28 protein-coding genes and 1 pseudogene are annotated in these 23,401 nt (G+C 69.4%); 6 read left to right on the forward strand and 23 right to left on the reverse strand.

Annotated features, from left to right (window positions below):
• Positions 1-8: 8 nt before the first annotated feature.
• Positions 9-584, forward strand: a pseudogene (locus AB0I53_RS44450) (DUF222 domain-containing protein); the annotation flags it as partial.
• A 220-nt stretch (positions 585-804) separates the two neighbouring features.
• Entirely contained in the window at positions 805-1,344 is a 540-nt protein-coding gene (locus AB0I53_RS44455) for an NUDIX hydrolase (protein ID WP_358615836.1), read from the forward strand.
• 27 nt (positions 1,345-1,371) lie between these two features.
• Here AB0I53_RS44455 and AB0I53_RS44460 read toward each other — a convergent pair whose 3' ends face one another.
• The 6 genes from AB0I53_RS44460 to murA all read right to left on the reverse strand — a co-directional run bounded on the left by AB0I53_RS44460 (position 1,372) and on the right by murA (position 6,173).
• Positions 1,372-1,695, reverse strand: a complete 324-nt coding sequence (locus AB0I53_RS44460; RefSeq protein WP_358615839.1) for an antibiotic biosynthesis monooxygenase — start codon at positions 1,693-1,695, stop codon at positions 1,372-1,374.
• 65 nt (positions 1,696-1,760) lie between these two features.
• The gene (gene ehuA, locus AB0I53_RS44465) at positions 1,761-2,525 is read right to left on the reverse strand and encodes an ectoine/hydroxyectoine ABC transporter ATP-binding protein EhuA (RefSeq protein WP_358615901.1); all 765 of its coding nucleotides are present in this window, start codon (positions 2,523-2,525) and stop codon (positions 1,761-1,763) included.
• Positions 2,526-2,538: 13 nt separating this feature from the next.
• A complete protein-coding gene (ehuD, locus tag AB0I53_RS44470; protein ID WP_358615842.1) occupies positions 2,539-3,189 on the reverse strand; it encodes an ectoine/hydroxyectoine ABC transporter permease subunit EhuD in 651 nt (216 codons plus the stop codon).
• Complete coding sequence (ehuC, locus tag AB0I53_RS44475) at positions 3,190-3,903, reverse strand: ectoine/hydroxyectoine ABC transporter permease subunit EhuC (protein ID WP_358615845.1); 714 nt, start codon at positions 3,901-3,903, stop codon at positions 3,190-3,192.
• A 20-nt stretch (positions 3,904-3,923) separates the two neighbouring features.
• Positions 3,924-4,832, reverse strand: a complete 909-nt coding sequence (gene ehuB / locus AB0I53_RS44480) for an ectoine/hydroxyectoine ABC transporter substrate-binding protein EhuB (protein ID WP_358615847.1) — start codon at positions 4,830-4,832, stop codon at positions 3,924-3,926.
• An 84-nt stretch (positions 4,833-4,916) separates the two neighbouring features.
• On the reverse strand, positions 4,917-6,173 hold the full coding sequence (murA, locus tag AB0I53_RS44485; RefSeq protein ID WP_358615850.1) for a UDP-N-acetylglucosamine 1-carboxyvinyltransferase: 1,257 nt from the start codon (positions 6,171-6,173) through the stop codon (positions 4,917-4,919).
• A 170-nt stretch (positions 6,174-6,343) separates the two neighbouring features.
• Here murA and AB0I53_RS44490 point away from each other — a divergent pair, with 170 nt between their 5' ends.
• On the forward strand, positions 6,344-6,916 hold the full coding sequence (locus tag AB0I53_RS44490) for a cob(I)yrinic acid a,c-diamide adenosyltransferase (protein WP_358615853.1): 573 nt from the start codon (positions 6,344-6,346) through the stop codon (positions 6,914-6,916).
• Here the strand turns inward: AB0I53_RS44490 and AB0I53_RS44495 are convergent.
• Positions 6,913-7,383, reverse strand: coding sequence for a GNAT family N-acetyltransferase (locus AB0I53_RS44495; RefSeq protein ID WP_358615855.1), 471 nt, complete (start codon positions 7,381-7,383; stop codon positions 6,913-6,915). The genes AB0I53_RS44490 and AB0I53_RS44495 overlap by 4 nt on opposite strands.
• Positions 7,384-7,403: 20 nt before the next feature.
• A complete protein-coding gene (locus tag AB0I53_RS44500; RefSeq protein WP_358615858.1) occupies positions 7,404-7,880 on the reverse strand; it encodes a GNAT family N-acetyltransferase in 477 nt (158 codons plus the stop codon).
• Positions 7,881-7,951: 71 nt separating this feature from the next.
• On the opposite strand from AB0I53_RS44500, the gene AB0I53_RS44505 reads away from it, so the two are divergent.
• Positions 7,952-8,857 (forward strand): LysR family transcriptional regulator, encoded by a 906-nt coding sequence (locus AB0I53_RS44505; protein ID WP_358615861.1) that lies wholly within the window; start codon positions 7,952-7,954, stop codon positions 8,855-8,857.
• Between the two features lie 95 nt (positions 8,858-8,952).
• On the opposite strand, the gene AB0I53_RS44510 is transcribed toward AB0I53_RS44505, so the two are convergent.
• The 12 genes from AB0I53_RS44510 to AB0I53_RS44565 form a co-directional block, all read right to left on the reverse strand.
• Entirely contained in the window at positions 8,953-9,390 is a 438-nt protein-coding gene (locus tag AB0I53_RS44510) for a DUF2550 domain-containing protein (RefSeq protein ID WP_358615864.1), read from the reverse strand.
• Between the two features lie 11 nt (positions 9,391-9,401).
• Positions 9,402-9,767, reverse strand: a complete 366-nt coding sequence (locus tag AB0I53_RS44515; protein WP_358393134.1) for a F0F1 ATP synthase subunit epsilon — start codon at positions 9,765-9,767, stop codon at positions 9,402-9,404.
• Positions 9,768-9,940: 173 nt separating this feature from the next.
• Entirely contained in the window at positions 9,941-11,374 is a 1,434-nt protein-coding gene (atpD, locus tag AB0I53_RS44520; protein ID WP_358615866.1) for a F0F1 ATP synthase subunit beta, read from the reverse strand.
• A gap of 1 nt (position 11,375) precedes the next feature.
• Complete coding sequence (locus tag AB0I53_RS44525; protein ID WP_358615869.1) at positions 11,376-12,302, reverse strand: F0F1 ATP synthase subunit gamma; 927 nt, start codon at positions 12,300-12,302, stop codon at positions 11,376-11,378.
• Between the two features lie 10 nt (positions 12,303-12,312).
• Entirely contained in the window at positions 12,313-13,962 is a 1,650-nt protein-coding gene (gene atpA / locus AB0I53_RS44530; RefSeq protein ID WP_358615872.1) for a F0F1 ATP synthase subunit alpha, read from the reverse strand.
• An 85-nt stretch (positions 13,963-14,047) separates the two neighbouring features.
• Positions 14,048-14,878, reverse strand: a complete 831-nt coding sequence (locus AB0I53_RS44535) for a F0F1 ATP synthase subunit delta (protein ID WP_358615874.1) — start codon at positions 14,876-14,878, stop codon at positions 14,048-14,050.
• Positions 14,879-14,899: 21 nt separating this feature from the next.
• The gene (locus AB0I53_RS44540) at positions 14,900-15,463 is read right to left on the reverse strand and encodes a F0F1 ATP synthase subunit B (RefSeq protein WP_358615903.1); all 564 of its coding nucleotides are present in this window, start codon (positions 15,461-15,463) and stop codon (positions 14,900-14,902) included.
• Between the two features lie 30 nt (positions 15,464-15,493).
• The gene (locus AB0I53_RS44545) at positions 15,494-15,760 is read right to left on the reverse strand and encodes an ATP F0F1 synthase subunit C (protein ID WP_358615876.1); all 267 of its coding nucleotides are present in this window, start codon (positions 15,758-15,760) and stop codon (positions 15,494-15,496) included.
• 73 nt (positions 15,761-15,833) lie between these two features.
• The gene (atpB, locus tag AB0I53_RS44550; protein ID WP_358615879.1) at positions 15,834-16,613 is read right to left on the reverse strand and encodes a F0F1 ATP synthase subunit A; all 780 of its coding nucleotides are present in this window, start codon (positions 16,611-16,613) and stop codon (positions 15,834-15,836) included.
• Positions 16,614-16,885: 272 nt separating this feature from the next.
• A complete protein-coding gene (locus tag AB0I53_RS44555; RefSeq protein WP_358615881.1) occupies positions 16,886-17,362 on the reverse strand; it encodes a hypothetical protein in 477 nt (158 codons plus the stop codon).
• Entirely contained in the window at positions 17,359-18,528 is a 1,170-nt protein-coding gene (locus AB0I53_RS44560) for an MraY family glycosyltransferase (protein WP_358615883.1), read from the reverse strand. The genes AB0I53_RS44555 and AB0I53_RS44560 overlap by 4 nt, the downstream gene beginning before the upstream one ends.
• 145 nt (positions 18,529-18,673) lie before the next feature.
• Positions 18,674-19,324: an L-threonylcarbamoyladenylate synthase gene (locus AB0I53_RS44565; RefSeq protein ID WP_358615886.1), complete on the reverse strand. Its 651-nt coding sequence runs from the start codon at positions 19,322-19,324 to the stop codon at positions 18,674-18,676.
• Between the two features lie 195 nt (positions 19,325-19,519).
• Between AB0I53_RS44565 and AB0I53_RS44570 the strand changes: the two genes are divergently transcribed.
• On the forward strand, positions 19,520-20,386 hold the full coding sequence (locus AB0I53_RS44570) for an alpha/beta hydrolase (RefSeq protein ID WP_358615888.1): 867 nt from the start codon (positions 19,520-19,522) through the stop codon (positions 20,384-20,386).
• Positions 20,387-20,434: 48 nt separating this feature from the next.
• Here AB0I53_RS44570 and prmC read toward each other — a convergent pair whose 3' ends face one another.
• The 3 genes from prmC to rpmE form a co-directional block, all read right to left on the reverse strand.
• Positions 20,435-21,313 (reverse strand): peptide chain release factor N(5)-glutamine methyltransferase, encoded by an 879-nt coding sequence (gene prmC / locus AB0I53_RS44575; RefSeq protein ID WP_358615891.1) that lies wholly within the window; start codon positions 21,311-21,313, stop codon positions 20,435-20,437.
• Between the two features lie 9 nt (positions 21,314-21,322).
• Positions 21,323-22,390, reverse strand: coding sequence for a peptide chain release factor 1 (gene prfA / locus AB0I53_RS44580; protein WP_358615893.1), 1,068 nt, complete (start codon positions 22,388-22,390; stop codon positions 21,323-21,325).
• 97 nt (positions 22,391-22,487) lie between these two features.
• A complete protein-coding gene (gene rpmE, locus AB0I53_RS44585) occupies positions 22,488-22,700 on the reverse strand; it encodes a 50S ribosomal protein L31 (RefSeq protein WP_358615895.1) in 213 nt (70 codons plus the stop codon).
• A gap of 234 nt (positions 22,701-22,934) precedes the next feature.
• On the opposite strand from rpmE, the gene AB0I53_RS44590 reads away from it, so the two are divergent.
• Positions 22,935-23,339 carry a hypothetical protein gene (locus AB0I53_RS44590; protein ID WP_358615898.1) on the forward strand — a complete coding sequence of 135 codons (405 nt, stop codon included), beginning with the start codon at positions 22,935-22,937 and terminating at the stop codon, positions 23,337-23,339.
• Positions 23,340-23,401: the final 62 nt, after the last annotated feature.

Below are 23,401 nucleotides of genomic sequence, written 5' to 3' on the forward strand. Positions count from 1 at the left end.
GGGACGGCATGACCATCATCAAAGCCCGCCTCGACCGGGAAACCGGCGCGAAGTTCGCCGCGTTGATCGAGCCCCTCGCCGCACCCCGCCCCGAGGTTGACGGGGAGAAAGACCCGCGCACCGTCGGGCAGCGGAATGCCGACGGGTTCGCGGCGTTGCTGGATCTGGCGTTGGATCACGACGGCATGCCGCGCACGGGTGGGCAGCGGCCGCAGATGACCATCGCCATCGACTTCGACGACCTCAAACGAGGGCTCGGATATGTCAACGAGCACGGCATGCCCGGCACGTTGAACACCGAACGCGCCATCACCGCCCAGAACGCACGCAGGATCGCCTGCGACGCCGAAATCCTCCCGATCGTCCTCGACGGCGACAGCCTTCCGTTGGATGTCGGCCGGGCCAAACGCACCGCGCCCACCCACATCCGCGCCGCACTACTACGTAGAGACGGCGTGTGCGCGTTCCCCGGATGCGACCGGCCGCCGGGAACACCCGAAGCACACCACATCCAACACTGGGTCGACGGCGGCGCAACCAACCTGAACAACATGGTCATGCTCTGCGGCCACCACCACCGCACACTCCACAACCAACGATGGGACATCACCATGCACAACGGACGACCCGAGTTCATCCCACCGCCCACAATGGACCCCAGACGAACACCCAGACCAGGCGGCAGAGCAATAACCACCCAACACCGCGCGATCGTTGACCGACACCTGACGTCGTCGCGCGGCTATGCGAGCGTGCCCTCGGTTGACCGGACCGCTGGGATCCTGCGTGCGGCATCATGGCGTCATGCAGCAGACGAGCAGCCGCGAGGTGTACGCCAACTCGTGGATGACCGTTCGCGAGGACGGCATTCAGCGGGCCGACGGCTCCGACGGGATCTACGGCGTGGTCGACAAACCCAACTACGCCTTGGTGATCCCGCTCGATGGCGATCGACTCCACCTCGTGGAGCAGTTCCGCTACCCGTTGGGCCTGCGGCGTTGGGAATTTCCGCAGGGCACCGCGCCGGACCGGCTCGACGTCGCGCCCACCGAGCTGGCCGCGCGGGAGTTGCGCGAGGAAACCGGTCTGCGGGCCGCGAACCTCGTCGACCTCGGCGTCCTCGACGTGGCTCCCGGGCTTACCAGCCAGCGAGGCCGGGCGTTCCTGGCCACCGGGCTCACTGCGGGCGAGCATGAGCGCGAGCTGGAGGAGCAGGACATGCGCGCCGCTTGGTTCTCCCGTACCGAGTTCGAGAAGATGATCTCCGCAGGCGAGATCACCGATGCGCAGTCGATCGCCGCCTACACCCTGCTTCTCCTGCACGAACGCCGGAATCAGGCCTGACCCGTCGCAGGCGGCCGGGCCTCGGCGTCACAGCCCCACGCCGCCCAGCGTGGTCAGGTCGATGCGCTCCGGTGGCTTCGCCAGCATTCCCAGCACCGTTTCGATGCTGACGGCGCCGGTGATGTTGGCCGCTGCCGTCAGTGCGGCGTCCGCGCTCGCCTCGTCCGCCCACGCCTCGACCACCCGAACCGTGTCCGGGTCGCCGGAATCCTGACTGATGACGTAGAGCTCGCAGCCGGGCACCTGCCGGAGGCCCTCCGCGACCTGCAGCATCGCAGCCGCGAGATCGCCGCCCTTGCCCGGCTTCGCGGTGAAGGCCATCAATCGGCCGACCTTCGTCGACGTGGTCATCGGCGTCCTCCCGGCTGCTTCGGAATCTGCCGCGGACCCTAGCCGTCGGCGCCGACAGCCACCGGTCAGGCCTCCTCCAGCACCGACCGCAGGAACGCCCGGGTGCGCTCCTGCTCCGGTTTCTCGAACAGCTCAGCGGGCGGCTTGTCCTCGACGATCTTGCCTGCGTCGAACATCAGCACCCGATGCGAGACGTCGCGGGCGAACTTCATCGCGTGCGTCACGCACAACATCGTGATGTCGCTGGTGCGCGCCAGGTCTCGCAGCACGTCGAGCACCTCGGCGGCCAGCTCCGGGTCCAGGGCCGAGGTGATTTCGTCGAGCAGCAGCACGTCCGGGCTCATCGCCAGCGCCCGCGCGATCGCCACCCGCTGCTGCTGGCCGCCGGAAAGCTGCGTGGGATAGGCGTCGATCTTGTCCGCCAGGCCCACCACGTCCAGCAGTTCCCGCGCCCGCCGCTCGGCGTCCTCAGCGGACTGGCCGAGCACGTGGACCGGCGCTTCGGTGATGTTGCGCAGCACCCGCATGTTCGGGAACAGATTGAACTGCTGGAACACCATGCCGATCCGCCTCCGCACCTTTCTCAGGTGCTTCTCGTCGGCGGGCACCAGTCGCTCGCCACGACGCACGTGGGTCAGGCAGTCCTCGCCGACGTGGATGGTGCCGCCGTCGACCCGTTCCAGCGTCATCAGCAGCCGCAGGATCGTCGTCTTGCCCGATCCGCTGGGCCCGATCAGGGTGACCCGCTCGCCCGGCCGGACCGCGAAGTCCAGTTCGTCGAGCACGACGTTGTCGCCGAACCGCTTGACCACGCGGTCGAACCGGATCATGTCGTGGCCCGCTTCAGATCCCGACACGGCGTTCCAACCTCCGCACCAGCAGCGATGACGGGTAGCTGAGCAGCAGGAAGCAGATGCCCGCCAAGGTCAGCGGCTCGACGTACCGGTAGGCCTCCGACCCGGCTTCCTGCGCCGCTCCCACCAGGTCGAGTACCCCGATCGCCAGCAGCAGCGGCGTTTCCTTGAACATCGAGATCGTGTAGTTGCCCAGCGCAGGCAGCACCCGCGGGATCGCTTGCGGCAGGATCACGCTCGTCCACACCCTGCGAGCGGGCAGGCTCAGCGCCGTCGCCGCCTCCCACTGACCGCGCGGCACGCCCTCGATCCCGGCCCGGTAGACCTCCGCGGTGTAGCAGGCGTAGTGCACGCCGAGACCGATCACGCCGGTGGTCAGCGAGGAGAACCTCAGGCCGATTCCGGGCAGCACGTTGAACAGGAAGTACAGCTGCACCAGCAGCGGCGTGCTTCGGACGAACTCGATGAACACCCAGACCGCCCTGCTGACCAGCCGGATCCGGGATCGCCGCAGCAGCGCCAGCACGAGGCCGAGCCCGAAGGCCACGATCGAGCCCAGCAGCGTGGCCTCGAACGTCACCACCAAGCCGCCCAGGATGTCCGGGATGATCCGACCGGTGAACTCCCAGTCCCAGATCAACTAGACCGCCCCGCCTTCGGCCCGGCCGAGCGCCTTCGACGGCCCGACCGGCTCGCGGCCGACGGCTGCGGCGGCCCGCTTCTCCAGCGCCCGCATCACCGCCGTGATCAGCACCGCCAGCACCAGGTACAGCGCCAGCATCAACAGGTAGATCAGCGCGGTCTGGCCGGTGAAGTTCGGTTCGAGGACGTCCCTGCCCTGGTAGGTGATGTCGTGCACGAAGATCAGCGACAGCAGCGCGCTGCTCTTCAGCAGCTGGATGAACAGGTTGTTGAACGGCGGGATCATCTCCACCACCGCCTGCGGCAGGATCACCCGCCGCATCCGCTGCGCCGGGCCGAAGCTCAGCGCGACCGCGCACTCGTGCTGCTCCTTCGGCACCGCCCGCACCGCGCCGCGCACGATCTCGCCGCCGTACGCGCCGTGGTTCAGGCCGAGCACGAGAATGCCCGCCCACAGCGGCAGCAGCTCGAAGCCGACCAGCAGCGGCAGTGCGAAGAAGATCCAGAACAGCTGCACGACTTCGGATGTGCCGCGCCAGATTTCGACGTAGCTGCGGGCGATGACTCGGACCCACCGCCAAGGCGACAGCATGCCGAGGCCGGCCGCGAACGACAGCACGATGCACAGCGCGATGCCGCACAGCGTCGCGATCACCGTCGCCGGCACGCCTTGCAGCAGGACCGAGAGGAAGTGCGAGAAGTTCCCGAACATGTCGCCTCCCGTCGCCGGGATCAGCTACCGGCGCACAGCGACTCCGTGGTCACATCGGCCGGTGGCAGGTTGTCGCGGGTGAAACCGAACGGCTCGGTGATCCGTACCCATTCGCCACTGTCGTGCAGCTTCTTCAGCTCGGTGTTGAACGCATCGCGCAGCGCGGTGTCCGGCGAGCGGAACACGAACGCACCCGCCTGCACCTCGGCCTTGCCGTTGATCACCGGCGTGAAGCCCCTGGTGACCTCGACCTGCGCGCCCGGGCTCTTCTTCACCACGTCGTTGAGCGAGATGTTCGTCAGCGCGGCGCAGTAGGCGCGTTTGTTGACGACCGCCTGCAGCAGCGCGTTCTGCGTGTCGAAGACCTGCACCTGCGAATCCGGCACGCCCAGCCGCTGCGCGTAGTCCTTCTCCACCGCTCCGCTGAGCACCGCGACCTGGAGCTTCTTCCTCACCACGTCCTCAAACGAGGTGACGCCCTCCGGGTTTCCCCTGGGCACCAGGAACGCCGTCGGCGCGAGGTAGTCCGGGATCGAGAACGCCGCGTTCTTGCAGCGCTCCGGGGTGATGAACATGCCCGCCGCGACCACGCTGAACTTGCCCGCGTTCAGGGCCGGGATCAGCTGGTTGAAGTCGACCTGCGAGGCCTGCACGTCGTTGACGCCCAGGCCCCGGAACACCGCGCGCGCCACCTCCGGCGCCTCACCGGTGACCCGGCCGGCCGCGTCGGTGAAACCGTAGGGCGCCTCACCGGCGATGCCGACCTGGATGGTGCCGGAGCTGCGGGCCGCTTCGAGCGGATCGCCGCCGGCACCGCCCCCGCCGGTGCGCGCGCACCCGGACAGCGCGCCGCCGCCCAGCACGAGTGCGCCCGCCGCGACGCAGGAGCCCTTCAGGAAATCTCTTCGCGTCCACCCTCTGCTCGCCATGACCATCGCCCCTTCAACGCAGGAGCAGGGTTCTCGCCCATGGTCACGCCCGAACGGGTGGACTGCAGCAGGAACGGATCCCGCTCAGTCGGTCACGCGTTCGATCTCGGCGCCGAGACCGCGCAGGTTCTCGACGAAATTCGGGTAACCGCGATCGATGTGGAACACGTCCCACACCTCGGTCGAACCGTCCGCGCACAGCCCGGCGAGCACCAGGCCCACCCCGGCCCGGATGTCGGTCGCCCAAACCGGGGCGCTGGACAACCGGTCCAGGCCGCGCACCACCGCGTGGTGCCCATCGGTGCGGGCGTCGGCGCCCATCCGGACCAGTTCCTCGATGAACCGGAACCTGGATTCGAACAGGTTCTCGGTGATCATCGACGTGCCGTCGGCGACCGCCGACAACGCCAACGCCATCGGCTGCAGGTCCGTCGGGAAGCCCGGGTACGGCAGCGTCACGAAGTCCACCGCATGCGGGCGGCCGTGCATCACCACGCGGAAGCTCTCGTCGGACGTGGTGACCTCCGCGCCGGCGCTGCGCAGCTTCTCCAGCACCAGGTTCACGTGCCGCGGATCGACACCGCGCACCGTGATGTCGCTCCGGGTCGCCGCGGCGGCGAACGCCCAGGTCGCGCCGACGATCCGGTCCCCGATCACGCGGTGCTCGACCGCCTTCAGCGAGGACACGCCATGCACCGTCAGCGTGGACGTGCCGCCACCTTCGATCTTGGCGCCCATCTGCTGCAGCATCACGCAGAGATCGACGATCTCCGGCTCCCGCGCCGCGTTGTCGATCACCGTGGTGCCTTCGGCCAGCACCGCGGCCATCAGGATGTTCTCCGTCGCACCCACGCTGGGGAAGTCCAGCCAGATCTGGGCGCCGCGCAGGTTCTCGGCCTCGGCCACCACCGCACCGTGCTCGATGTGGCTGGTCGCGCCGAGCTGCCGCAGCCCGTTCTGGTGCATGTCCAGCGGGCGGGAACCGATCGCATCGCCGCCGGGCAGCGTCACGACGGCGCGGCGGCACCGGGCGACCAGCGGTCCCAGCACGCACACCGACGCGCGCAGCTTGCCCATCGACGGAGACACGGCCTCGTGGCTGATCACCGCCGGAGTCGTGATGTGCACCGTGCCGCCATCGATCGACACCTCGCAGCCGAGGCTGCGCAGCACGTCGGCCATCAGCGGAACGTCGAGGATCTCCGGGCAGTTGACGATTGTCGTCGTGCCCTCCGCCAGCAGTGCCGCAGCCATCAGCTTCAGCACGCTGTTCTTCGCCCCGACGACATCGACCTCGCCGACGAGGCGCGCCCCGCCGTGTACCCGGAAGTGCTCACTCACGAGCATCGAGGTTACGGCCCGACCCCCACCGCCATCGGAGCGGGTTGCATCGGAGCGAGCATGGGAACCTTCCTGTCACTCCAGCCCCGCACCGGCCCGGCAGGGCTGAAGCATGGGAACCTTCCTGTCACGCCCGACCGGGCACCGCCGGCTCCGCCTAGGCTGACGGCATGGCTGTCCACCTGACGAAGATCTACACGCGGGCCGGCGACGCGGGCACGACACGGCTGTCGGACAACTCCAAGGTGCACAAGACCGATCCGCGGCTCATCGCCTACGCGGACGTGGACGAGACGAATTCGGTGCTCGGCGTCGCGTTGGCCACCGCGCAGCTCGCCGACGACGTCGTCGAGGTGCTGCGGGCGGTGCAGAACGACCTGTTCGACGTGGGCGCGGATCTGTCCACCCCGGTGGTGGAAAGCCCGAAGTACCCGCCGCTGCGGATCACCCAGGCCTACGTCGACCGCCTCGAAGGCTGGTGCGACGAGTTCAACGCGCGCCTGGGCAAGCTGGACTCCTTCATCCTCCCGGGCGGCACTCCCGGCGGCGCGCTGCTGCACCAGGCCCGGTGCGTGGCCCGGCGCGCCGAGCGGTCCGCGTGGGCGCTGCAGGAGGCCGACGGCGAGCGCACCTCTCCGCTGCCCGCCAAGTACCTGAACCGGCTTTCGGACCTGCTGTTCATCCTCGCCCGGGTGGCGAACCCGGATGGCGACGTGCTTTGGCGGCCGGGCGGCAACGCCTAGAGCTCCTTGCCGAAACACCTGCTCAGCGGGTCGTCGTGGTACACCCCGAACTTCTCGATCTCGGCGTAGCCGGAGGAGGTGTAGAGGCCGATCGCCTCCGGCTGCCGGATGCCGGTCTCCAGCACGATGCGCTTGCGGCCTGCCAGCGCGGCGGTGTTCTCCAGTTCGGCGAGCATCCGCCGCGCCAGCCCGTTGCCGCGCGCATCGGGAGCGATGTACATGCGCTTGAGCTCGGCGTCGCCGTCCCGGAAACCGGGCCCATCGCCGTCCTGGATCCGCCACCCGCCGGAGGCGACCGCGCGGGCGTCGACGTAGCCGAGCAGGAACAGGCCCCCGGGCGGCTGGAACTCGACGGGATCCACCGGCGTCAGGTCTTCCTCGCCGTAGCGGACGACGTACTCCCGCTGGAGCTCGGCGATCAACTGCTCGGCGTCGGGGTGGTCGTACGCGACCGTCTCGATGCGCATTCCCGCAGCTTAGAGCCCCGTCAGCGCACCGATTTCTCGAACCAGTGCCTGGCGTACTGGTTGTCGTTGTACGCCGGGATCTCGCGGTAGCCGGCCGAGTCGTAGAGCGCGCGGGCTTCGTGCAGCTCGGCGGCGGTGTCCAGGCGGATCAACGAGCATCCGAACCGTCGCGCGCGCTCCTCCAGCGCCGCGAGCAGGGCCCGGCCCGCGCCCCGGCCGCGCAGTTCCGGCGCGATCCACATCCGCCGGATCTCGGCGATGCCGCCCGGCTCGGTGCGCACTGCGCCGCACCCGAGCACCCGGCCTTCCGCGCGAACCACCAGGAAGTCCCCGGCCGGCGGCGTGAAGTCGTCCTTCGCGGGCGGGGCTGCGCGACTGGTGTCGAACCCGCCCGGGAACCGGCCGTTCAGCTCCTCGATGTAGCGGCCGAGGGCCAGCTGGGCCTCGGGGCTGTCGATGGGCTCGGGTTCGATGGTGAAACTGGCTTGCTTGGTCACGCCGCCAAGTCTTCTCCGCGGGCAGATTCACTTCCAGTTACCGAACTTCAGGAAGCGTAAAGTGAAACTTCATGCTCGATCCGTCGCGTCTGCTGGTGCTACTGGCCCTCCGGGAGCAGGGCAGCGTCACCCGCGCCGCCGAACAGCTCCGCCGGACTCCCCCGGCCGTGTCGCAGCAGCTTGCCCGGCTGGAGAACGAGGTCGGCGCCCAGCTCGTCGAGCGGCACGCCCACGGCGTCCGCCTGACCCCGCTGGGCATCCGGCTGGCCGAACAGGCAGAGCGCATCGCCGCAGCGCTCGACGACGCGACTGATGACGCCGCGCGATTCCGCGACGAACACCGCAACCGGCTGCGCCTCGGCGCCTTCCCCACCGCCGGGCTCGCACTGCTCCCGGAGACGCTGGCCGCGCTGCGCCATAGGCATCCGGGAGCCGAACTCTCCGTCGTGGACCTGGGCCCTGCCGAGGGCATCGATCGGGTCGCCGCGCACCAGCTCGACCTGGCGCTGGTCGGCGAGTACGACGAGGCGCTCGACGTCCCGCCGGGCGTGCGCCTCGTGCACCTCATGGACGATCCCGTCCACGCCGTGCTGCCCAGCGATCACCCGCTCGCCGATCGGGCCGCGCCGCAACTCCACGACTTCCGCGACGACGCCTGGGCCTGCGCCCCGCGCAGCCTGCCGAACCGGCGCCAGCTGGAGGCCGCCGCCCGGGCCGAGGGCTTCGCCCCGAAGGTGACCTTCGAGTTCGAGTCCTACGCCGTCGCCGAAGCGGTGGTCTCCGCCGGGGTCGCCGTCTCGTTCATCCCCCGCCTCGCCATCGGCGGCTCCCCCGGCACCGTGCACCGACCGCTCGCGTCCGGGCTGCACCGCCGCATCCACGCCGCCGTGCCCACCAGCACCCGGCACGCCCCGCTCACCGACGTCTTCCGGCAGCTCCTGCACGATGTCTGCGCCGACCTCGGCCGCCGGATGTGAGCATGGGAACCTTCCTGTCACTCGGGTGACAGGAAGGTTCCCATGCTGTCAGCGCACAAAAAAGCGGGGCCCGATGGCGGACCCCGCTGGTTGGTTCAGGATGCCCAGGGCACCGATCGGCCCGGTGGGGCCGATTCGAGCCAGGACAGGAAGCCGGTCAGGGCGTCGGTGTTCATCGCCAGCTCCAGCTCCGGGCCGGTCAGGTCGAGGACCGTCGATCCGGCCGGCATCGCATAGGCCTCGGCCATCGACGGCTCGCGGCGCCGAGCGATCTCCACGTTCCGGCGGTTGATCACCCAGTTAGGCCCGGACCGCAGGCTGAGCACTCGATACCAGGCGAACTCCTCGCCCCGGTAGTGCGCGACGCCCAAGTGCCAGCCGCGGCCACCGCCGTCCTTGCTGGCGCGCAGCGCCACGTCGATGCCCCCGGCGCGCAGTTCCCGCAGCCGCCGCCACGCGAGCGCCCCGATTACCAGGGCAGCGATCAGCAACAGCCCGAAGGCCACCGCCAGCAACAAGACCGGGGAACCCATGCGCGGCCGGATCAGGCCGAGTGGCCGGCTGCTCGCAATCGGCTCAAGGCCCGTGCTCGGGCCTGTTCGTCGGCGCTCTTGACGTCCGCGCGGGCCTGCTCCACGTCGATCTCGGAGGCGAGCTCCGCGGTCTCCGCCAGCACGCTTACCCCGTCCGCGGTGACCGACAGGAAACCACCGTGCACCGCTGCCGTGACGGTCTCCTTCTCGGTGGTGGTGATGCGCACCACACCACCCTCGATCAGCTCACCGAGCAGCGGCTCGTGCCCGGGCAGGATGCCGATCTCTCCCTCGGTGGTCTGCGCGACCACGGCGGTCGCCTCCCCGGACCACAGGCGGCGCTCGACGGCGACCAGTTGGACGGACATGTTGGCCACGCGCGTCTCCTTTGTCGGGTGTGTGCCCGCAGTCTATCCGGTGCCACCTGGGCGATCGTGACTGGCCGGGCTGGAAATGCCTTGTCGCGGTGCTTTCGCAAGCGGGGTCGGGGTCCGCGCTCGGACCCCGACCCCGTTGCCGGTCTGCCGACCCCGTCACCGGGGCCCGGCGCTCACTTCTCGGTGAGCTTCTTGTACGCCTGCTCCAGGTCGTCGAGACCACCGATGGACAGGAACGCCTGCTCCGGGTAGTGGTCGAAGTCGCCCTTGCAGAGCTTGTCGAACGCCTCGATGGTCTCCTTCAGCGGCACGAAGGAGCCCTCCTGGCCGGTGAACTGCTTGGCCACGAAGAAGTTCTGCGACAGGTAGCGCTCGATGCGACGCGCCCGCTGCACCGTCACCTTGTCCTCTTCGGACAGTTCGTCCATACCGAGGATGGCGATGATGTCCTGCAGTTCCTTGTACTTCTGCAGGATCCGCTTGACCTCGTGCGCCACCCGGTAGTGCTCCTCGCCGACGATGGCCGGGTCGAGGATGGTGGAGCTGGACGACAGCGGGTCCACCGCCGGGTAGATGCCCTTCTGCGAGATCGGCCGGGAAAGCTCGGTCGTCGCGTCCAGGTGGGCGAAGGTCGTCGCCGGGGCCGGGTCCGTGTAGTCGTCCGCGGGCACGTAGATCGCCTGCATCGAGGTGATCGAGCGACCCAGCGTCGAGGTGATCCGCTCCTGCAGCTCACCCATCTCGTCGGCCAGCGTCGGCTGGTAACCCACCGCGGACGGCATCCGGCCCAGCAGGGTCGAAACCTCCTGGCCGGCCTGGGTGAACCGGAAGATGTTGTCGATGAACAGCAGCACGTCCTGGTTCTGCACGTCGCGGAAGTACTCCGCCATCGTCAGCGCGGACAGCGCGACCCGCATACGGGTGCCCGGCGGCTCGTCCATCTGGCCGAAGACCAGCGCGGTGTCGGCGAGCACGCCGGACTCCGCCATCTCCACCCAGAGGTCGTTGCCCTCACGGGTGCGCTCGCCGACACCGGCGAACACCGAGGTGCCACCGAAGTTCTTGGCGACCCGTCGGATCATCTCCTGGATGAGCACCGTCTTGCCGACACCGGCGCCACCGAACAGACCGATCTTGCCACCCTGCACGTACGGGGTGAGCAGGTCGATCACCTTGATGCCGGTCTCCAGCATCTCGGTCCGGCCTTCGAGCTTGTCGAAGGCCGGTGCCTTGCGGTGGATCGTCCAGCGCTCGGCGTCCGAGCCGTAGCCCGGCTCGTCGAGGCAGTGGCCCAAGGCGTTGAACACGTGGCCCTTGACCACGTCGCCGACCGGCACCGAGATGCCCGCGCCGGAGTCGGTCACGGCCACGCCGCGCACCAGCCCCTGGGTCGGCTGCATCGAGATCGTCCGCACGACGCTGTCACCCAGGTGCTGGGCGACCTCCAGCGTCAGCGTCTTGGCCATGGCTTCCGCGGTGATGTCCACGGAGAGCGCGTTGTAGAGGTCCGGCACCTGGTCTCGCGGAAACTCGACGTCCACGACCGGGCCGAGGACCCGGACGACGCGGCCAGTGCCCGTAGCAGTGCTAGTGGCAGTAGCAGTCATGTCACTCACTTCCTGCTGACGAGAGCGCCTCGACACCACCGACGATCTCGCTGATTTCTTGGGTGATCTGGGCCTGGCGAGCCTGGTTGGCCTCACGGCTGAGGTTGCGGATCAATTCGTCCGCATTGTCCGTCGCCGATTTCATAGCCGTCCGGCGGGCCGCGTGCTCGGACGCCGCTGCATCCAGCAGACCGGCGAACAGGCGGGTCTTGATGTACTTAGGCAGCAGGGCCCCGAGCAGGGCCTCCGCGTCCGGTTCGAACTCGTACGTCGACTTGAGGGCCTTCGCAGGCTCTTCGGCGTACTCGACCTCCAGCGGCGCGATCCGCCTGACCGTCGGCTTCTGGGTGAGCATGGAGACGAACTCGGTGTGCACCAAGTGCAGCTCATCCACACCTAGCGTACCGTCCGAGCCCCCGTCGTCGAGGTAGTCGTCGGCACCCGCCAGGAATGCCTTGACCAGCGTCTCGCCCACCTCGGCGGCGTCGGTGTAGGCGGGCCGGTCGGTGAAACCGGTCCAGCTCGCCTCGACCTTGCGCTGCCGGAAGCGGTAGTACGCCTCGCCCTTGCGGCCGATGACGAACAGCACTGGGGTCTTGCCCTGCTCGCGCAGCAGCGTCTGCAGCTCTTCCGCCGCCTTGATCACGTTGGCGTTGTAGCCACCGCAGAAGCCCCGGTCGCTGGTCACGATCAGCACGCCGGCGCGCTTCGGGTTGGAGCGTTCGGTCAGCAGCGGGTGGTCCAGCGTGCTCACGTCGGCCAGCGCGGTCAGGACGTTGGTGATCTCGTCCGCGTACGGGCGGGACGCCTCGACCCTGGCCTGCGCCTTCATGATGCGCGAGGTAGCGATCAGCTCCTGCGCCTTGGTGATCTTCCGGGTCGATTTGACCGACCGGATGCGGTTTCGCAGTTCCCGAAGTTGAGCCATGGCTATCCGGTCACTTCTTCGGGGCGGGGCGGTTGACCTTGACGGTCTCCTGGCCCACCTCGTCGGCCGCCAGCGCCTCGGCTTCCGGCTGCTCTCCCGGGGCGACCGAGGAACCGTCGGACGAGGTGAACTGCTTCTTGAAGTCCTCCACCGATTCCACGATGAACTTGGCACCGTCGTCGGAGAGCTGTTTGGTCTCGACGATGTCCTTCAGCACGGACTCGTGGGTGCGCCGCAGGTGCGCCAGGAACTCGGACTCGAAGCGGCGCACGTCGGCGACCGGCACCGAGTCGAGGTGCCCCTGGGTGCCCAGGAACAGCGAGACGACCTCTTCCTCGACCGGCAGCGGCGCGCCCTGGCCCTGCTTGAGGATCTCCATCAGGCGGGCACCGCGCTCCAGCTGCGCCTTCGACGCGGCGTCCAGGTCGGAGGCGAACGCGGAGAACGCCTCCAGCTCGCGGAACTGCGCCAGGTCGATCTTCAGCGACCCGGTGACCTTCCGCATCGCCTTGATCTGCGCGGAACCACCGACGCGCGACACCGAGATACCGACGTCGATGGCCGGGCGCTGACCCGAGTTGAACAGGTCGGACTGCAGGAAGCACTGGCCGTCGGTGATGGAGATGACGTTGGTCGGGATGTAGGCCGACACGTCGTTGGCCTTGGTCTCGATGATCGGCAGACCCGTCATCGAACCGGCGCCCATCTCGTCGGAGAGCTTCGCGCAGCGCTCCAGCAGACGCGAGTGCAGGTAGAAGACGTCGCCCGGGTAGGCCTCGCGGCCCGGCGGGCGGCGCAGCAGCAGCGAGATCGCCCGGTAGGCCTCGGCCTGCTTGGTCAGGTCGTCGAAGACGATCAGGACGTGCTTGCCCTGGTACATCCAGTGCTGGCCGATGGCCGAACCGGCGTACGGGGCCAGCCACTTCAGACCCGGCGAGTCGGAGGCCGGCGCGGCGACGATGGTGGTGTACTCCATCGCCCCGGCGTTCTCCAGGGACCGCTTCACGCCGGCGATCGTGGAGCCCTTCTGACCGATCGCCACGTAGATGCAGCGGACCTGCTTCTGCGGGTCGCCGCTGTCCCAGTTGCCCTTCTGGTTGATGATCGTGTCGACCGCGACCGTGGTCTTGCCGGTCTTGCGGTCGCCGATGATCAGCTGGCGCTGGCCGCGGCCGATCGGGGTCATCGAGTCGATGGCCTTGATACCGGTCTGCAGCGGCTCGCCCACGCCCTGTCGCTGCACGACCGTCGCGGCCTGCAGCTCCAGGGGACGCTGCTCCTCAGCGACGATGTCGCCGAGCCCGTCGATCGGGGCGCCCAGCGGGTCGACCACGCGACCGAGGAAGCCGTCGCCGACCGGCACCGACATGACCTTGCCGGTCCGCTTGACCTCCTGGCCTTCCTCGATCTTCTCGGACTCACCCAGGATGACCGCACCGATCTCCTGAGCTTCCAGGTTCATCGCGACACCGTAGATGCCGCCCGGGAACTCCAGCAGTTCCTCGGTCATCACCGAAGGCAGACCCTCGACATGGGCGATGCCGTCACCGGTATCAGTGACGACTCCGACCTCCTCGCGGCTGACCTCCGGGGAGTAGCTGGAGACGTACTTCTCGATCGCACTGCGGATCTCGTCCGACGAGATCGTCAGCTCCGCCATGTCTCGTTCCTGCCCTCGGTTAGTTCTTGGAAGGGAGTTGGTGTTCGGCGCCGCGCCGGTTTCCCGGGCCCGCGGCCCCGTCGGCTTAGTCGGCGAGGTCGCGCCGCAGGGACTGCAGGCGTCCCGTGATGCTGCCGTCGATGACCTCGTCGCCGATCCGGATCAGCAGCCCGCCCTCGACCCCGGAGTCGACCTCCAGGTGCAGGGCGATCGGCCGCGAGTAGATCCGCTGCAGCGTGCGCGACAGCCGCTGCTGCTGCTCATCGCTGAGCGGGATCGCGGACCGGACGTGCGCCACCGAGCGCTCGCGGCGCTTCGCCGACAGCTCGGCCAGCTCTTCCAGCCCCTCGCTGACCCGCCGGCCGCGCGGCCGTGCCACCAGCTGGCGGACCAGGTTCAGGGTCACCGGCTCGACCTTGCCCTCGATGAGCTGGTCGACGACCGCGTACTTGCCCGCCTCGTCGCCGGTCCGGTCCGACAGCAACCGCTCCAGGTCCACCTGGGAGCCGATGATGCGGCCCAGCCGGAACAGCTCGTCCTCGACGGCGTCGAGCCGGCCGGCCCGCTCGGCCTGCACCAGCAGCGCGGTGCGGGCCAGCCGCTCCAGCCCGTCGATCAGGTCCTTCGGGCTGGACCAACGGGCCCGGACGGCCTCGACGACCACCGGCAGCGCCCGCGCGCCGAGCTTGTCCGCCAACAGCCCGCGGGCCAGGTCTTCCCTGGACCGCGGGTCGGTGGAGGCGTCGGCGAGCGCCCGCCGCAGCGTGGACTCGCGGCCCAGCAGGGCGGCCACGCCGAACAGCTCGTCGGCGAGCCCGGTGATCTCCGCAGCCTGGGCCCCATCGGTGGCCTGCAGCAGCTGCAGCTCGGTGGCTGCCAGCGCCTCACGGCTCGCGGCGTTCACGAGGGTGCTCAACTCTCAGCGCCTTTCACTCGGTTAGGCCTTGGCCGATTCGGACGACGCCGGGGCCGCGGTGGCCTCCAGCTCGTCGAGGAACCGGTCGACGGTGCCCCGCCGGCGGGCCTCGTCCTCCAGGGATTCGCCGACGATCCGGCCGGCCAGCTCGACCGCCTGGCGGCCGAGGTCCGACCGCAGCTCGGCGACGATCTGAGCCCGCTGGTGCGCCAACTGGGTCTGGCCCTGGTTGATGATCCGCTCGGACTCGGTCTGCGCCTGGGTGCGCATCTCTTCCAGGATCTGCTGGCCTTCGGCGCGGGCGTCATCGCGGATCCGGGCCGCTTCCGCGCGGGCCTCGGCCAGCTGCGACTTGTACTGCTCCAGCGTCCGCTGGGCCTCGGCCTGCGCGGCCTCGGCCTTGCGGATACCGCCCTCGATCCGCTCGCTGCGCTCCGCGTAGATCTTCTCGAAGCGCGGGACCGCGTACTTCCACAGCACGAACAGCAGCAGCAGGAAGGCGATCAGACCGACCACGATCTCCGCTGGCTCGGGGATGATCGGGTTGTGCTCGCCTTCCGCGGCTAGCAGCATCTGCGTCTTCACCACAACGTCTCCCAACGCGTTGAGCCGTTATCAGGCAGTGCCAGAAGCCGACGCGATGAAGTAGACGACCAGGCCGATCAGCGCCAGCACCTCGACCAGAACGAACGAGATCCAGGCGATGCCCTGCAGCTGGCCCTGGGCCTCCGGCTGGCGGGCGGTGCCGTTGATGACGGCGGCCCAGATCAGGCCGACACCGATACCGGGGCCAATGGCGCCCAGGCCGTAACCGATCGCGGCCAGACCGGGGTTGATGCTGCCCGCGGCTTCGGCTGCCTGCGCGAGAACGATGTTGCTCACTGTCACTACCTTTCACTCGGTCCGCTTCTCGGCGCGGATCGACAGGTCCTTTGTTGGGAACGAAGTCTCTTGTTCAGTGGCCTTCGGACAACGCCGCGCCGATGAAGCTCGCGGTCAGCAGCGCGAAGATGTACGCCTGCAGCACCTGGATCAGGGCCTCGACGAAGGTCAGCGCAATGGCGAAGGCGAACCCGACGAGCGAGACCGGCTTCAGCGCGGCCCCGGCCTCGAGCAGCAGGAACTCGCCACCGAGCGTGAACACCAGCAGGATCAGGTGACCGGCGAACATCGCTGCGAACACTCGGATCGCCAGCGCGGCAGGCTGCGCGATGAACTTCTGGAAGAGCTCGATCGGCGACAGCAGGACGTAGATCGGCTTCGGCACCCCGGGCGGGAACATGATGTGCTTGAAGTAGCCCAGGAACCCGTGCCGCGCGAAGCCGACACCGTGGAACACCAGGTACACCACGGCGGCCAGCGCGATCGGGAAACCGATCCGCGACATCGTGGGGAACTGGATGATCGGGACGATGCCGAAGATGTTGTTCACCAGGATGAACGTGAACAGCGCGAAGATCAGCGGCACGAACGGACGGAAATCCTTGGCCCCGATGTGTTCCCGCGCGATCTTGTTGCGGCTGAACTCGTAGACGAACTCCGCGACGAACTGCCCCTTGCCCGGAACGAGCTTCAGGTTCCGGGTGGCGATCACGAAGTACGCGCCCACGACGATCGCCGAGAGCACGACGAGGAGCATCGGCTTGGTGACTCCGCCGAAGATCGGCGGAAGGATAAAGCTATCGGCACCCGGCGGTTGGAATGTTCCGCCCTCGGCCAGCATCAGCGCGCCCAACTGGGCTCCTTCCGGTTCTCCCGGTGAACTTCACTCGGCCGGGGGAATCGTCACGTTTTGCACTTAACGTACCTGATACGCGATCTGGCACGCGGAGGGGCCCTCCCCACCCGGTGGGGCCCCGGGGTCTCGGTGCACCCCTTGGACCCGCGCTGTGCAGGGAAGGCTTCTTCGGCGGGACGATACCAGCGGGTAGGTAGTCACCCGACATGTGGTCCGCTTCCACCCGTCCGACGCAGCGGCCGAACGCCTGGAAATCAGGTCGAAACGAGTCAGCTTCCCGGCACGATCGTGGGAATCTTGGTGCGCTTGAACGCGACGACCTCGGCGCCCGCCCACACCATCACGGTGGCCAGCATGGTGAACGCCAACGACTCCCGGTGGATAGCGTCGACGCCGCCGAGCAGCGTCATCACCACCAGCAGCACGATCATCTTGCCGACGTAGCCGCCGAGCGCGGCGACCATCACGAAGTGCGGGTTCATGCCACCGGTGAACCGCATCAGCCAGATCGTCAGCAGCGACGAGGCGAACGCCACAACGCCGCCGACCAGCGCCCCGACCAGGCCGGACACGCCGACCAGCACGGTCGCCACGACAGCACCGATGGCCACCGTCGCCACACCCGGCCACACGGCGGTGCGCAGCATCGCCGACGCGAGCCTGCGCACGGTTTCCGCGTGCGGGTTCACCGGCTCACCGGTCTCGGCCGGCTCGGCGGGGGTCGGCGTGTCGGTCGCTTCGCTCATCGGGACTCTCGATCGGATCGGGTGCGCATACGCGGAATCACCGAAATGATAGCGGCCAGCAGCACCCCGAGGCCTACGACCCACGCCACAACAACGGTGTTGAACAGCGTCAACGACACCGCGCCGAAGGCGATGACGGCCGCCCACAGGTAGATCAGCAGCACCGCGCGGCGCTGCGAATGCCCGATTTCCAGCAGCCGGTGGTGCAGGTGCATCTTGTCGGCGTGGAACGGGCTCTTGCCCGCCCGGGTGCGGCGAACCACGGCCATGATCAGGTCCAGCAGCGGCACGAACAGCACCGCCGCGACGACCAGCAGCGGCGACAGCAGCGCGATGGTGTCGGTCGGGTTCAGGAGCGTGTAGTCCATCCGGCCGGACGCGGACGTGGTGGCGGTGGCCAGCATCAGGCCGATCAGCATCGAACCCGAGTCGCCCATGAAGATCTTGGCCGGCTGGAAGTTGTGCGGCAGGAAGCCCAGGCAGGCGCCGGCGATCGCGGCCGCGATCAGCGCCGGAGGGTAGGCGTTGACGTCGCCGTTCTGCCGGTCCAGGACGGCGAGGCAGAACACGAACGTCGCGGTGGCCGACACCAGGCCGATGCCGGAGGCCAGCCCGTCCAGCCCGTCCACGAAGTTCATCGCGTTGATCATCGCCACGACCAGCAGCACCGTCAGCAGCTGGCCCTGGTTGCTGCCCAGCACCATGAGCTGCCCCAGGTGCCCGTCGGCGCCGCCCCACGGCACCCAGAACACGAACCACTGGACGCCGAAGAGCACCAGGATCCCGGCGGCGGTGACCTGCCCGGCCAGCTTCGTCAGGGAATCCAGCTCGAAGCGGTCGTCCAGCGCGCCGACGAGGACGATCAGCCCGCCGGCGATGACCACCGCCAGGATGTCGTTGGAGTAGGTGAACCCGCGCGACAGCGCAGGCAGGTTGGCGGCCAGGAACATGGCCACCAGCACCCCGCCGAACATCGCGACGCCGCCCATCCGCGGCATCGGCTTGACGTGCACGTCGCGCTGCCGGGGATACGCGACGGCGCCGACCCGGAAGGCCAGCAGCCGGACCAGCCCGGTCAGCAGGAAGGTCGCCGCCGCGGCGGTGAGCATGACGAGCAGGTACTCACGGGCGGGAAGCCCGGCCGGAGCCCATGGCGCGTTGTCCATACCGGTGGCTCACTCGCGCGGTGCCGAGGCCCGCGTGAATTCGAACTTCAGCCCCCAGAACGGATTGCTCAAACCCGGCGCTCCTCATCGCTGTTCACGTTGCGGCTGGCGGAGCTAACGCTATCGGCCCGCGCCCGGACGGATTTCACCGGTCCGCTTCGAGGTCCTCACCGAGCACCTCGGACAGGTCGGCGAGGCTCACCGCGCCCTCCCGCAACACCCGCGGCGTGCCCTGCGTGAGGTCGACGATGGTGGAGGCCACCGGTTCCCCGGACGGGCCGCCGTCCAGGTACACCTGCACCGAGTCGCCGAGCTGCTCGCGCGCCTCGCCGGCGCTGGCGGCCGGCGGCTGGCCGGTGCGGTTGGCGCTGGAGACGGCCATCGGGCCGACCTCGCGCAGCAGGTCCAGGGCGACCGGGTGCAGCGGCATCCGCAGGTTGACCGTGCCCCGGGTGTTGCCGAGGTCCCAGGACAGCGACGGCGCCTGCGGCAGCACCAGCGACAGCCCGCCGGGCCAGAACGCCTCGATCAGCGCCCGCGCCTGCTGCGGGACCGACATCACCAGCCCATCCACAGTGGACCAGGAGCCGACCAGCACCGGCACCGGCATGTCCGGGCCGCGCCCCTTGGCGGCGAGCAGGGCGTGCACTGCGTTGGCGTCGAAGGCGTCCGCGCCGATGCCGTAGACGGTGTCGGTGGGCAGCACGACCAGCCCGCCCGCGCGAACCGTGTTGGCCGCGGCGGCCAGGCCCGCCTCGCGGCTGTCCGGACTGGTGCAGTCATAGACGGTGCTCACACCCGAATCCTGGCACGCCCCCAATCGACCCGTTCGAGTGGTGCCGCCGATCTCCGTCCGGGAATATTCGTCCCGAGTAACACCTCGGCGCTCGACCGAGATCCGTTGGGTGTGCCCGCACCGGGCAACGCCGGTGGCGCTCGGGCGTCTGCCGGAAGCGGGCACGAAACTGCGACGAACGCGAGGAGAGCGAGCATGACCGCCCCACCCCAGGGTGTCGAGGTCGACCAGATCGAGTTCCCGGCCGGCAAGATCCGCTTCTACCGGGCGGGTTCCAGCGGTCCGGCGATCGTCCTGCTGCACGGCGGCGGCCCGGACAACGCGATGTTGAGCTGGCGCCACGCGATCGGCGTGCTGGCCGCCGACCACCGGGTGTTCGCGCCGGATCTGCCCGGCCAGGGCGGCAGCATGCCGTGGCACGGCAGCGCGAACCAGCGCACCTTCGAAGAGGTGCTGCGCTGGCTGCTGGACGCCTGGCGGGTGCCGGACGCGATCCTGGTCGGCCTGTCGATGGGCGGCAGCATCGCGGCTGGTTTCGCGCTGCGCAATCCGCAGCGGGTGCGCGGACTGGTGCTTGTGGACAGCACCGGCATGCAGCACAAGATGCCGCACCACTTCCTGACCTACGCGCTGCTGCGCACCGGCTTCGCCGGACCGCTTGCCGCGAAGTTGTTGCGACTCAACCGTTCCTTCGCCCGCCAGGTGCTGACGCGGGGCTTCTTCGCCGGCGGGCAGGCCGTGCCGGACCTGGAGTCCATTGTCGACGAAGTGGTCGCCGAAGCGGGCGCGCGGGGCTCGGTGTTCGCCGACTGGCACGCCGACGCCGTCGACCGGCGGGCGATGCGGATCAACCACCTCCCGCACCTGGACCGCATCCGGTGCCCGGTGATGGTGATCCACGGCGAGCGCGACGCCATCGTGCCGGTGTCGGCGGCCCGCGACGCCGCGGACGCGATCCCGGGCGCGTCGCTGCGGGTGATCTCCGGCGCCGGCCACTGGCCGAACCGCGAGAAGCCCAACGAGTTCAACGCCCTGCTCCGCGAGTTCGTCAACGCCCACTGACCCCGGCGCGGCGGCGGGAGCATGGGAACCTTCCTGTCAAACCGCAGGTCAGGGCGCCGGAGGCTGGGTGCGGCGGGCGGTGGCGAAGCGGGGGCGGCCGGCCAGGTCGGCGTGCTCCTGGACGTCTTCGAGGACGCGGCGGGCGCGCAGCAGGGCGGGCACCGAACCGCCGTGGGTGTCGTCGTGCTCGATGGCCACCCCGCCACCGGGGCGCAGCAGCCTGGCCGCGCAGCCGATGACGTGCCGGACCACGTCGAGGCCGTCGCGACCGCCGAACACCGCCTCGTGCGGGTCGTGGTTGCGGACCTCCGGCGGCACCGGCGTGCCCTCCGGCACGTAAGGCGGGTTGCAGAGGACCAGGTCGACCAGGCCCTCCAGCTCCATGAACGCCATCGGGTCGGTGACATCGCCCGCGTACAGGTGGATCGGGGTGTCACCGGCCTGCGCCTGCTGATCGGCGTTGCGGCGCGCCCAGGCCAGCGCGGCGGGTTCCTTCTCCACCGCGTGCACGGTGGCGTCCGGGCGGGCGTTCGCCATCGCCAGCGCCAGCGCCCCGGACCCGGTGCAGAGGTCCACCACGGTCGGCCGGTCCACGCCCTCCAGCGTCGCCAGGCCCCACGCGAGCAGCAGCTCCGTCTCCGGCCGGGGCACGAACACCCCTGGCCCGACGTTGAGCGTCACGTTCCCGAGCCAGGCGTTGCCGGTGAGGTGCTGCAGCGGCACCCGCGCGGCCCGGCGGCGCACCAGGTCGTGCAGCGCCTGGACCACCGGCGGATCCACCAGCGGCACCATCATCAGCTTGGTGCGCTCGACGCCGAGCAGGTGCGCGGCCAGCAGCTCCGCATCGGTGCGCGGGCTCGCCACGCCCGCCGCGGCGAGGATGCGTTCCGCCTCGAGGATGGCCAGGCGCAGGGGCTGTCGCGTCACACGTTCAGCTTAGAGCGCGAGTCGTTCTTTCCTGTCGGCGGCGAGCAGGGCGGCCACCACCGCGGCCAGATCGCCGTCGAGGACCTGGTCCAGGTTGTAGGCCTTGTAGTTCACCCGGTGGTCGGAAATGCGGTTCTCCGGGAAGTTGTAGGTGCGGATGCGCTCCGAACGGTCCACTGTGCGCACCTGGCTGCGCCGCGCCTCCGAGGCCTCCCGCTCGGCTTCTTCCTCGGCATGGGCCTGCAACCGGGCCTTGAGCACCTGGATGGCGCGGTGCTTGTTCTGCAGCTGCGACTTCTCGTTCTGGCAGGACACCACGATGCCGGTCGGCAGGTGGGTCACGCGCACCGCCGAGTCGGTGGTGTTCACGCTCTGCCCGCCCGGCCCGGACGACCGGTAGACGTCGATGCGCAGGTCCTTCTCGTCGACCTCCACCTCGATCTCCTCCGGCTCGGGGTAGACCAGGACGCCCGCGGCCGAGGTGTGCACCCGGCCCTGCGACTCGGTGACCGGCACCCGCTGCACGCGGTGCACGCCGCCCTCGAACTTCAGCCGCGACCACACCCCGTCGGGGCTGGTGTCGCCGGCCTTGGCCTTGATCGCGACCGTGGCGTCCTTGAAGCCGCCGAGGTCGGATTCGGTCTTGTCCAGCACCTCGGCCCGCCAGCCCTGGCGCTCCGCGAACCGCAGGTACATGCGCAGCAGGTCGCCGGCGAACAGCGCGGACTCCTCGCCGCCCTCGCCGGACTTGACCTCCAGCAGCACGTCGGAGCCGTCGTGCGGGTCGCGGGGCAGCAGCAGTTCGGTGAGCTTCGCCTCAAGCACCGGGACCGACTCGGCGAGGCTGTCGGCCTCCTCGGCGAAGGCCGCGTCCTCGGCGGCGAACTCGCGGGCGGTGTCCAGATCGGACCGCGCCTGATCGAGCTCCCGCGCGGTGCGCACGATCGGGGTGAGCTCGGCGTAGCGGCGGCCGAGCTTGCGGGCGTTCGCCTGGTCGGCGTGCACGCCGGGGTCGGCCAGCCGCTGCTCCAGCCCCACGTACTCGGCGAGCAGCCCTTCGAGCTTCGATGTCTCCACTGGCGACCCTCTTCACTTGCTGCGGACGTTCGGACACCAAACGCGGCGACGGCGCCCGTCCCGCACTGCTCGCGTGGGACGGGCGCCGTCGGTGCAGCTACTTCTGGCGCTTGCCGTAGCGGGCCTCGAAGCGGGCCACGCGGCCGCCGGTGTCCAGGATCTTCTGCTTGCCCGTGTAGAACGGGTGGCAGTTCGAGCAGACCTCGACGGTGATCTGGCCGGTCTTGCGGGTGCTGCGGGTCGTGAAGCTGTTACCGCAACCGCAGTTGACCTGCGTCACCACGTACTCGGGGTGGATGCCACTCTTCAACGGCTTGTCCTCTCTTCTTGGCCGCCGGGTCCACGCGGCCGCTGCCGCGCGGTGAACCGGTGCCGGATCAACCCTGCATTCTGCCAGACCAGGGCTCGTGACCTGCAACGCAGGGTGCCCGTCCGGTATTCCGGTGGGGTCCCGGGCAACCGTCCGGCGCATCAAACGGACCGCCTGCCGAGCCGCCCGGGGCCGAGGGTGCGTCCGGGGTGGTCCGCCGTTCATCCTCGACGCGTGCTGCTGTGTTCGGTCCTGGGAAAACTCACGGTGCGGTCGTGGGTGTCCCTCCCCCTGCTCTTCCTCTGCAGTGCGGCCGGCGTCGCCGCACTGCTCGACGTGCTGCTCGTGCAGCGCGCGAGCCTCGACCAGGACCTGGATCTCTCCGCCCCGCTGCTGTTCGGCTTCGCGGCCGGGCTGACCGTGCTCAGCGCCAACCACGTCCGCTGGAACTTCGGGTGGCAGCGCCGCCTGCGGTTCAGCTACCCGCTGCTGATGGTGGCCTGCGCCCTCGCCCTGGACGGGCTGCGGATGCCGGTCTTCGCCGCGCTCGCCATCGGCCCGATCGCCGCCGCGCTGCTGGCCGCCCTGCTGGTCCGCGCCCACCGCGACCGCGACGCCCCGGAGTGCGCCCGAGCCTGACGTCCCGCAGGCGCGAGGATGGGAACCTTCCTGTCACCGCTTTGACAGGAAGGTTCCCATCC

The organism is Saccharopolyspora sp. NPDC050389, assembly GCF_040655595.1.
Classification (GTDB): Bacteria; Actinomycetota; Actinomycetes; order Mycobacteriales; family Pseudonocardiaceae; genus Saccharopolyspora.

Excerpts from the sequence above, each read along its gene's own strand:
- AB0I53_RS44455 (WP_358615836.1), top strand. The coding sequence starts at position 805 with ATGCAGCAGACGAGCAGCCGCGAGGTGTACGCCAACTCGTGGATGACC.
- AB0I53_RS44460 (WP_358615839.1), bottom strand. The coding sequence starts at position 1,695 with ATGACCACGTCGACGAAGGTCGGCCGATTGATGGCCTTCACCGCGAAG.
- ehuA (WP_358615901.1), bottom strand. The coding sequence starts at position 2,525 with ATGATCCGGTTCGACCGCGTGGTCAAGCGGTTCGGCGACAACGTCGTG.
- ehuC (WP_358615845.1), bottom strand. The coding sequence starts at position 3,903 with ATGTTCGGGAACTTCTCGCACTTCCTCTCGGTCCTGCTGCAAGGCGTG.
- ehuB (WP_358615847.1), bottom strand. The coding sequence starts at position 4,832 with ATGGCGAGCAGAGGGTGGACGCGAAGAGATTTCCTGAAGGGCTCCTGC.
- AB0I53_RS44490 (WP_358615853.1), top strand. The coding sequence starts at position 6,344 with ATGGCTGTCCACCTGACGAAGATCTACACGCGGGCCGGCGACGCGGGC.
- AB0I53_RS44495 (WP_358615855.1), bottom strand. The coding sequence starts at position 7,383 with ATGCGCATCGAGACGGTCGCGTACGACCACCCCGACGCCGAGCAGTTG.
- AB0I53_RS44505 (WP_358615861.1), top strand. The coding sequence starts at position 7,952 with ATGCTCGATCCGTCGCGTCTGCTGGTGCTACTGGCCCTCCGGGAGCAG.
- AB0I53_RS44510 (WP_358615864.1), bottom strand. The coding sequence starts at position 9,390 with ATGGGTTCCCCGGTCTTGTTGCTGGCGGTGGCCTTCGGGCTGTTGCTG.
- atpD (WP_358615866.1), bottom strand. The coding sequence starts at position 11,374 with ATGACTGCTACTGCCACTAGCACTGCTACGGGCACTGGCCGCGTCGTC.
- AB0I53_RS44525 (WP_358615869.1), bottom strand. The coding sequence starts at position 12,302 with ATGGCTCAACTTCGGGAACTGCGAAACCGCATCCGGTCGGTCAAATCG.
- atpA (WP_358615872.1), bottom strand. The coding sequence starts at position 13,962 with ATGGCGGAGCTGACGATCTCGTCGGACGAGATCCGCAGTGCGATCGAG.
- AB0I53_RS44555 (WP_358615881.1), bottom strand. The coding sequence starts at position 17,362 with ATGAGCGAAGCGACCGACACGCCGACCCCCGCCGAGCCGGCCGAGACC.
- AB0I53_RS44560 (WP_358615883.1), bottom strand. The coding sequence starts at position 18,528 with ATGGACAACGCGCCATGGGCTCCGGCCGGGCTTCCCGCCCGTGAGTAC.
- AB0I53_RS44570 (WP_358615888.1), top strand. The coding sequence starts at position 19,520 with ATGACCGCCCCACCCCAGGGTGTCGAGGTCGACCAGATCGAGTTCCCG.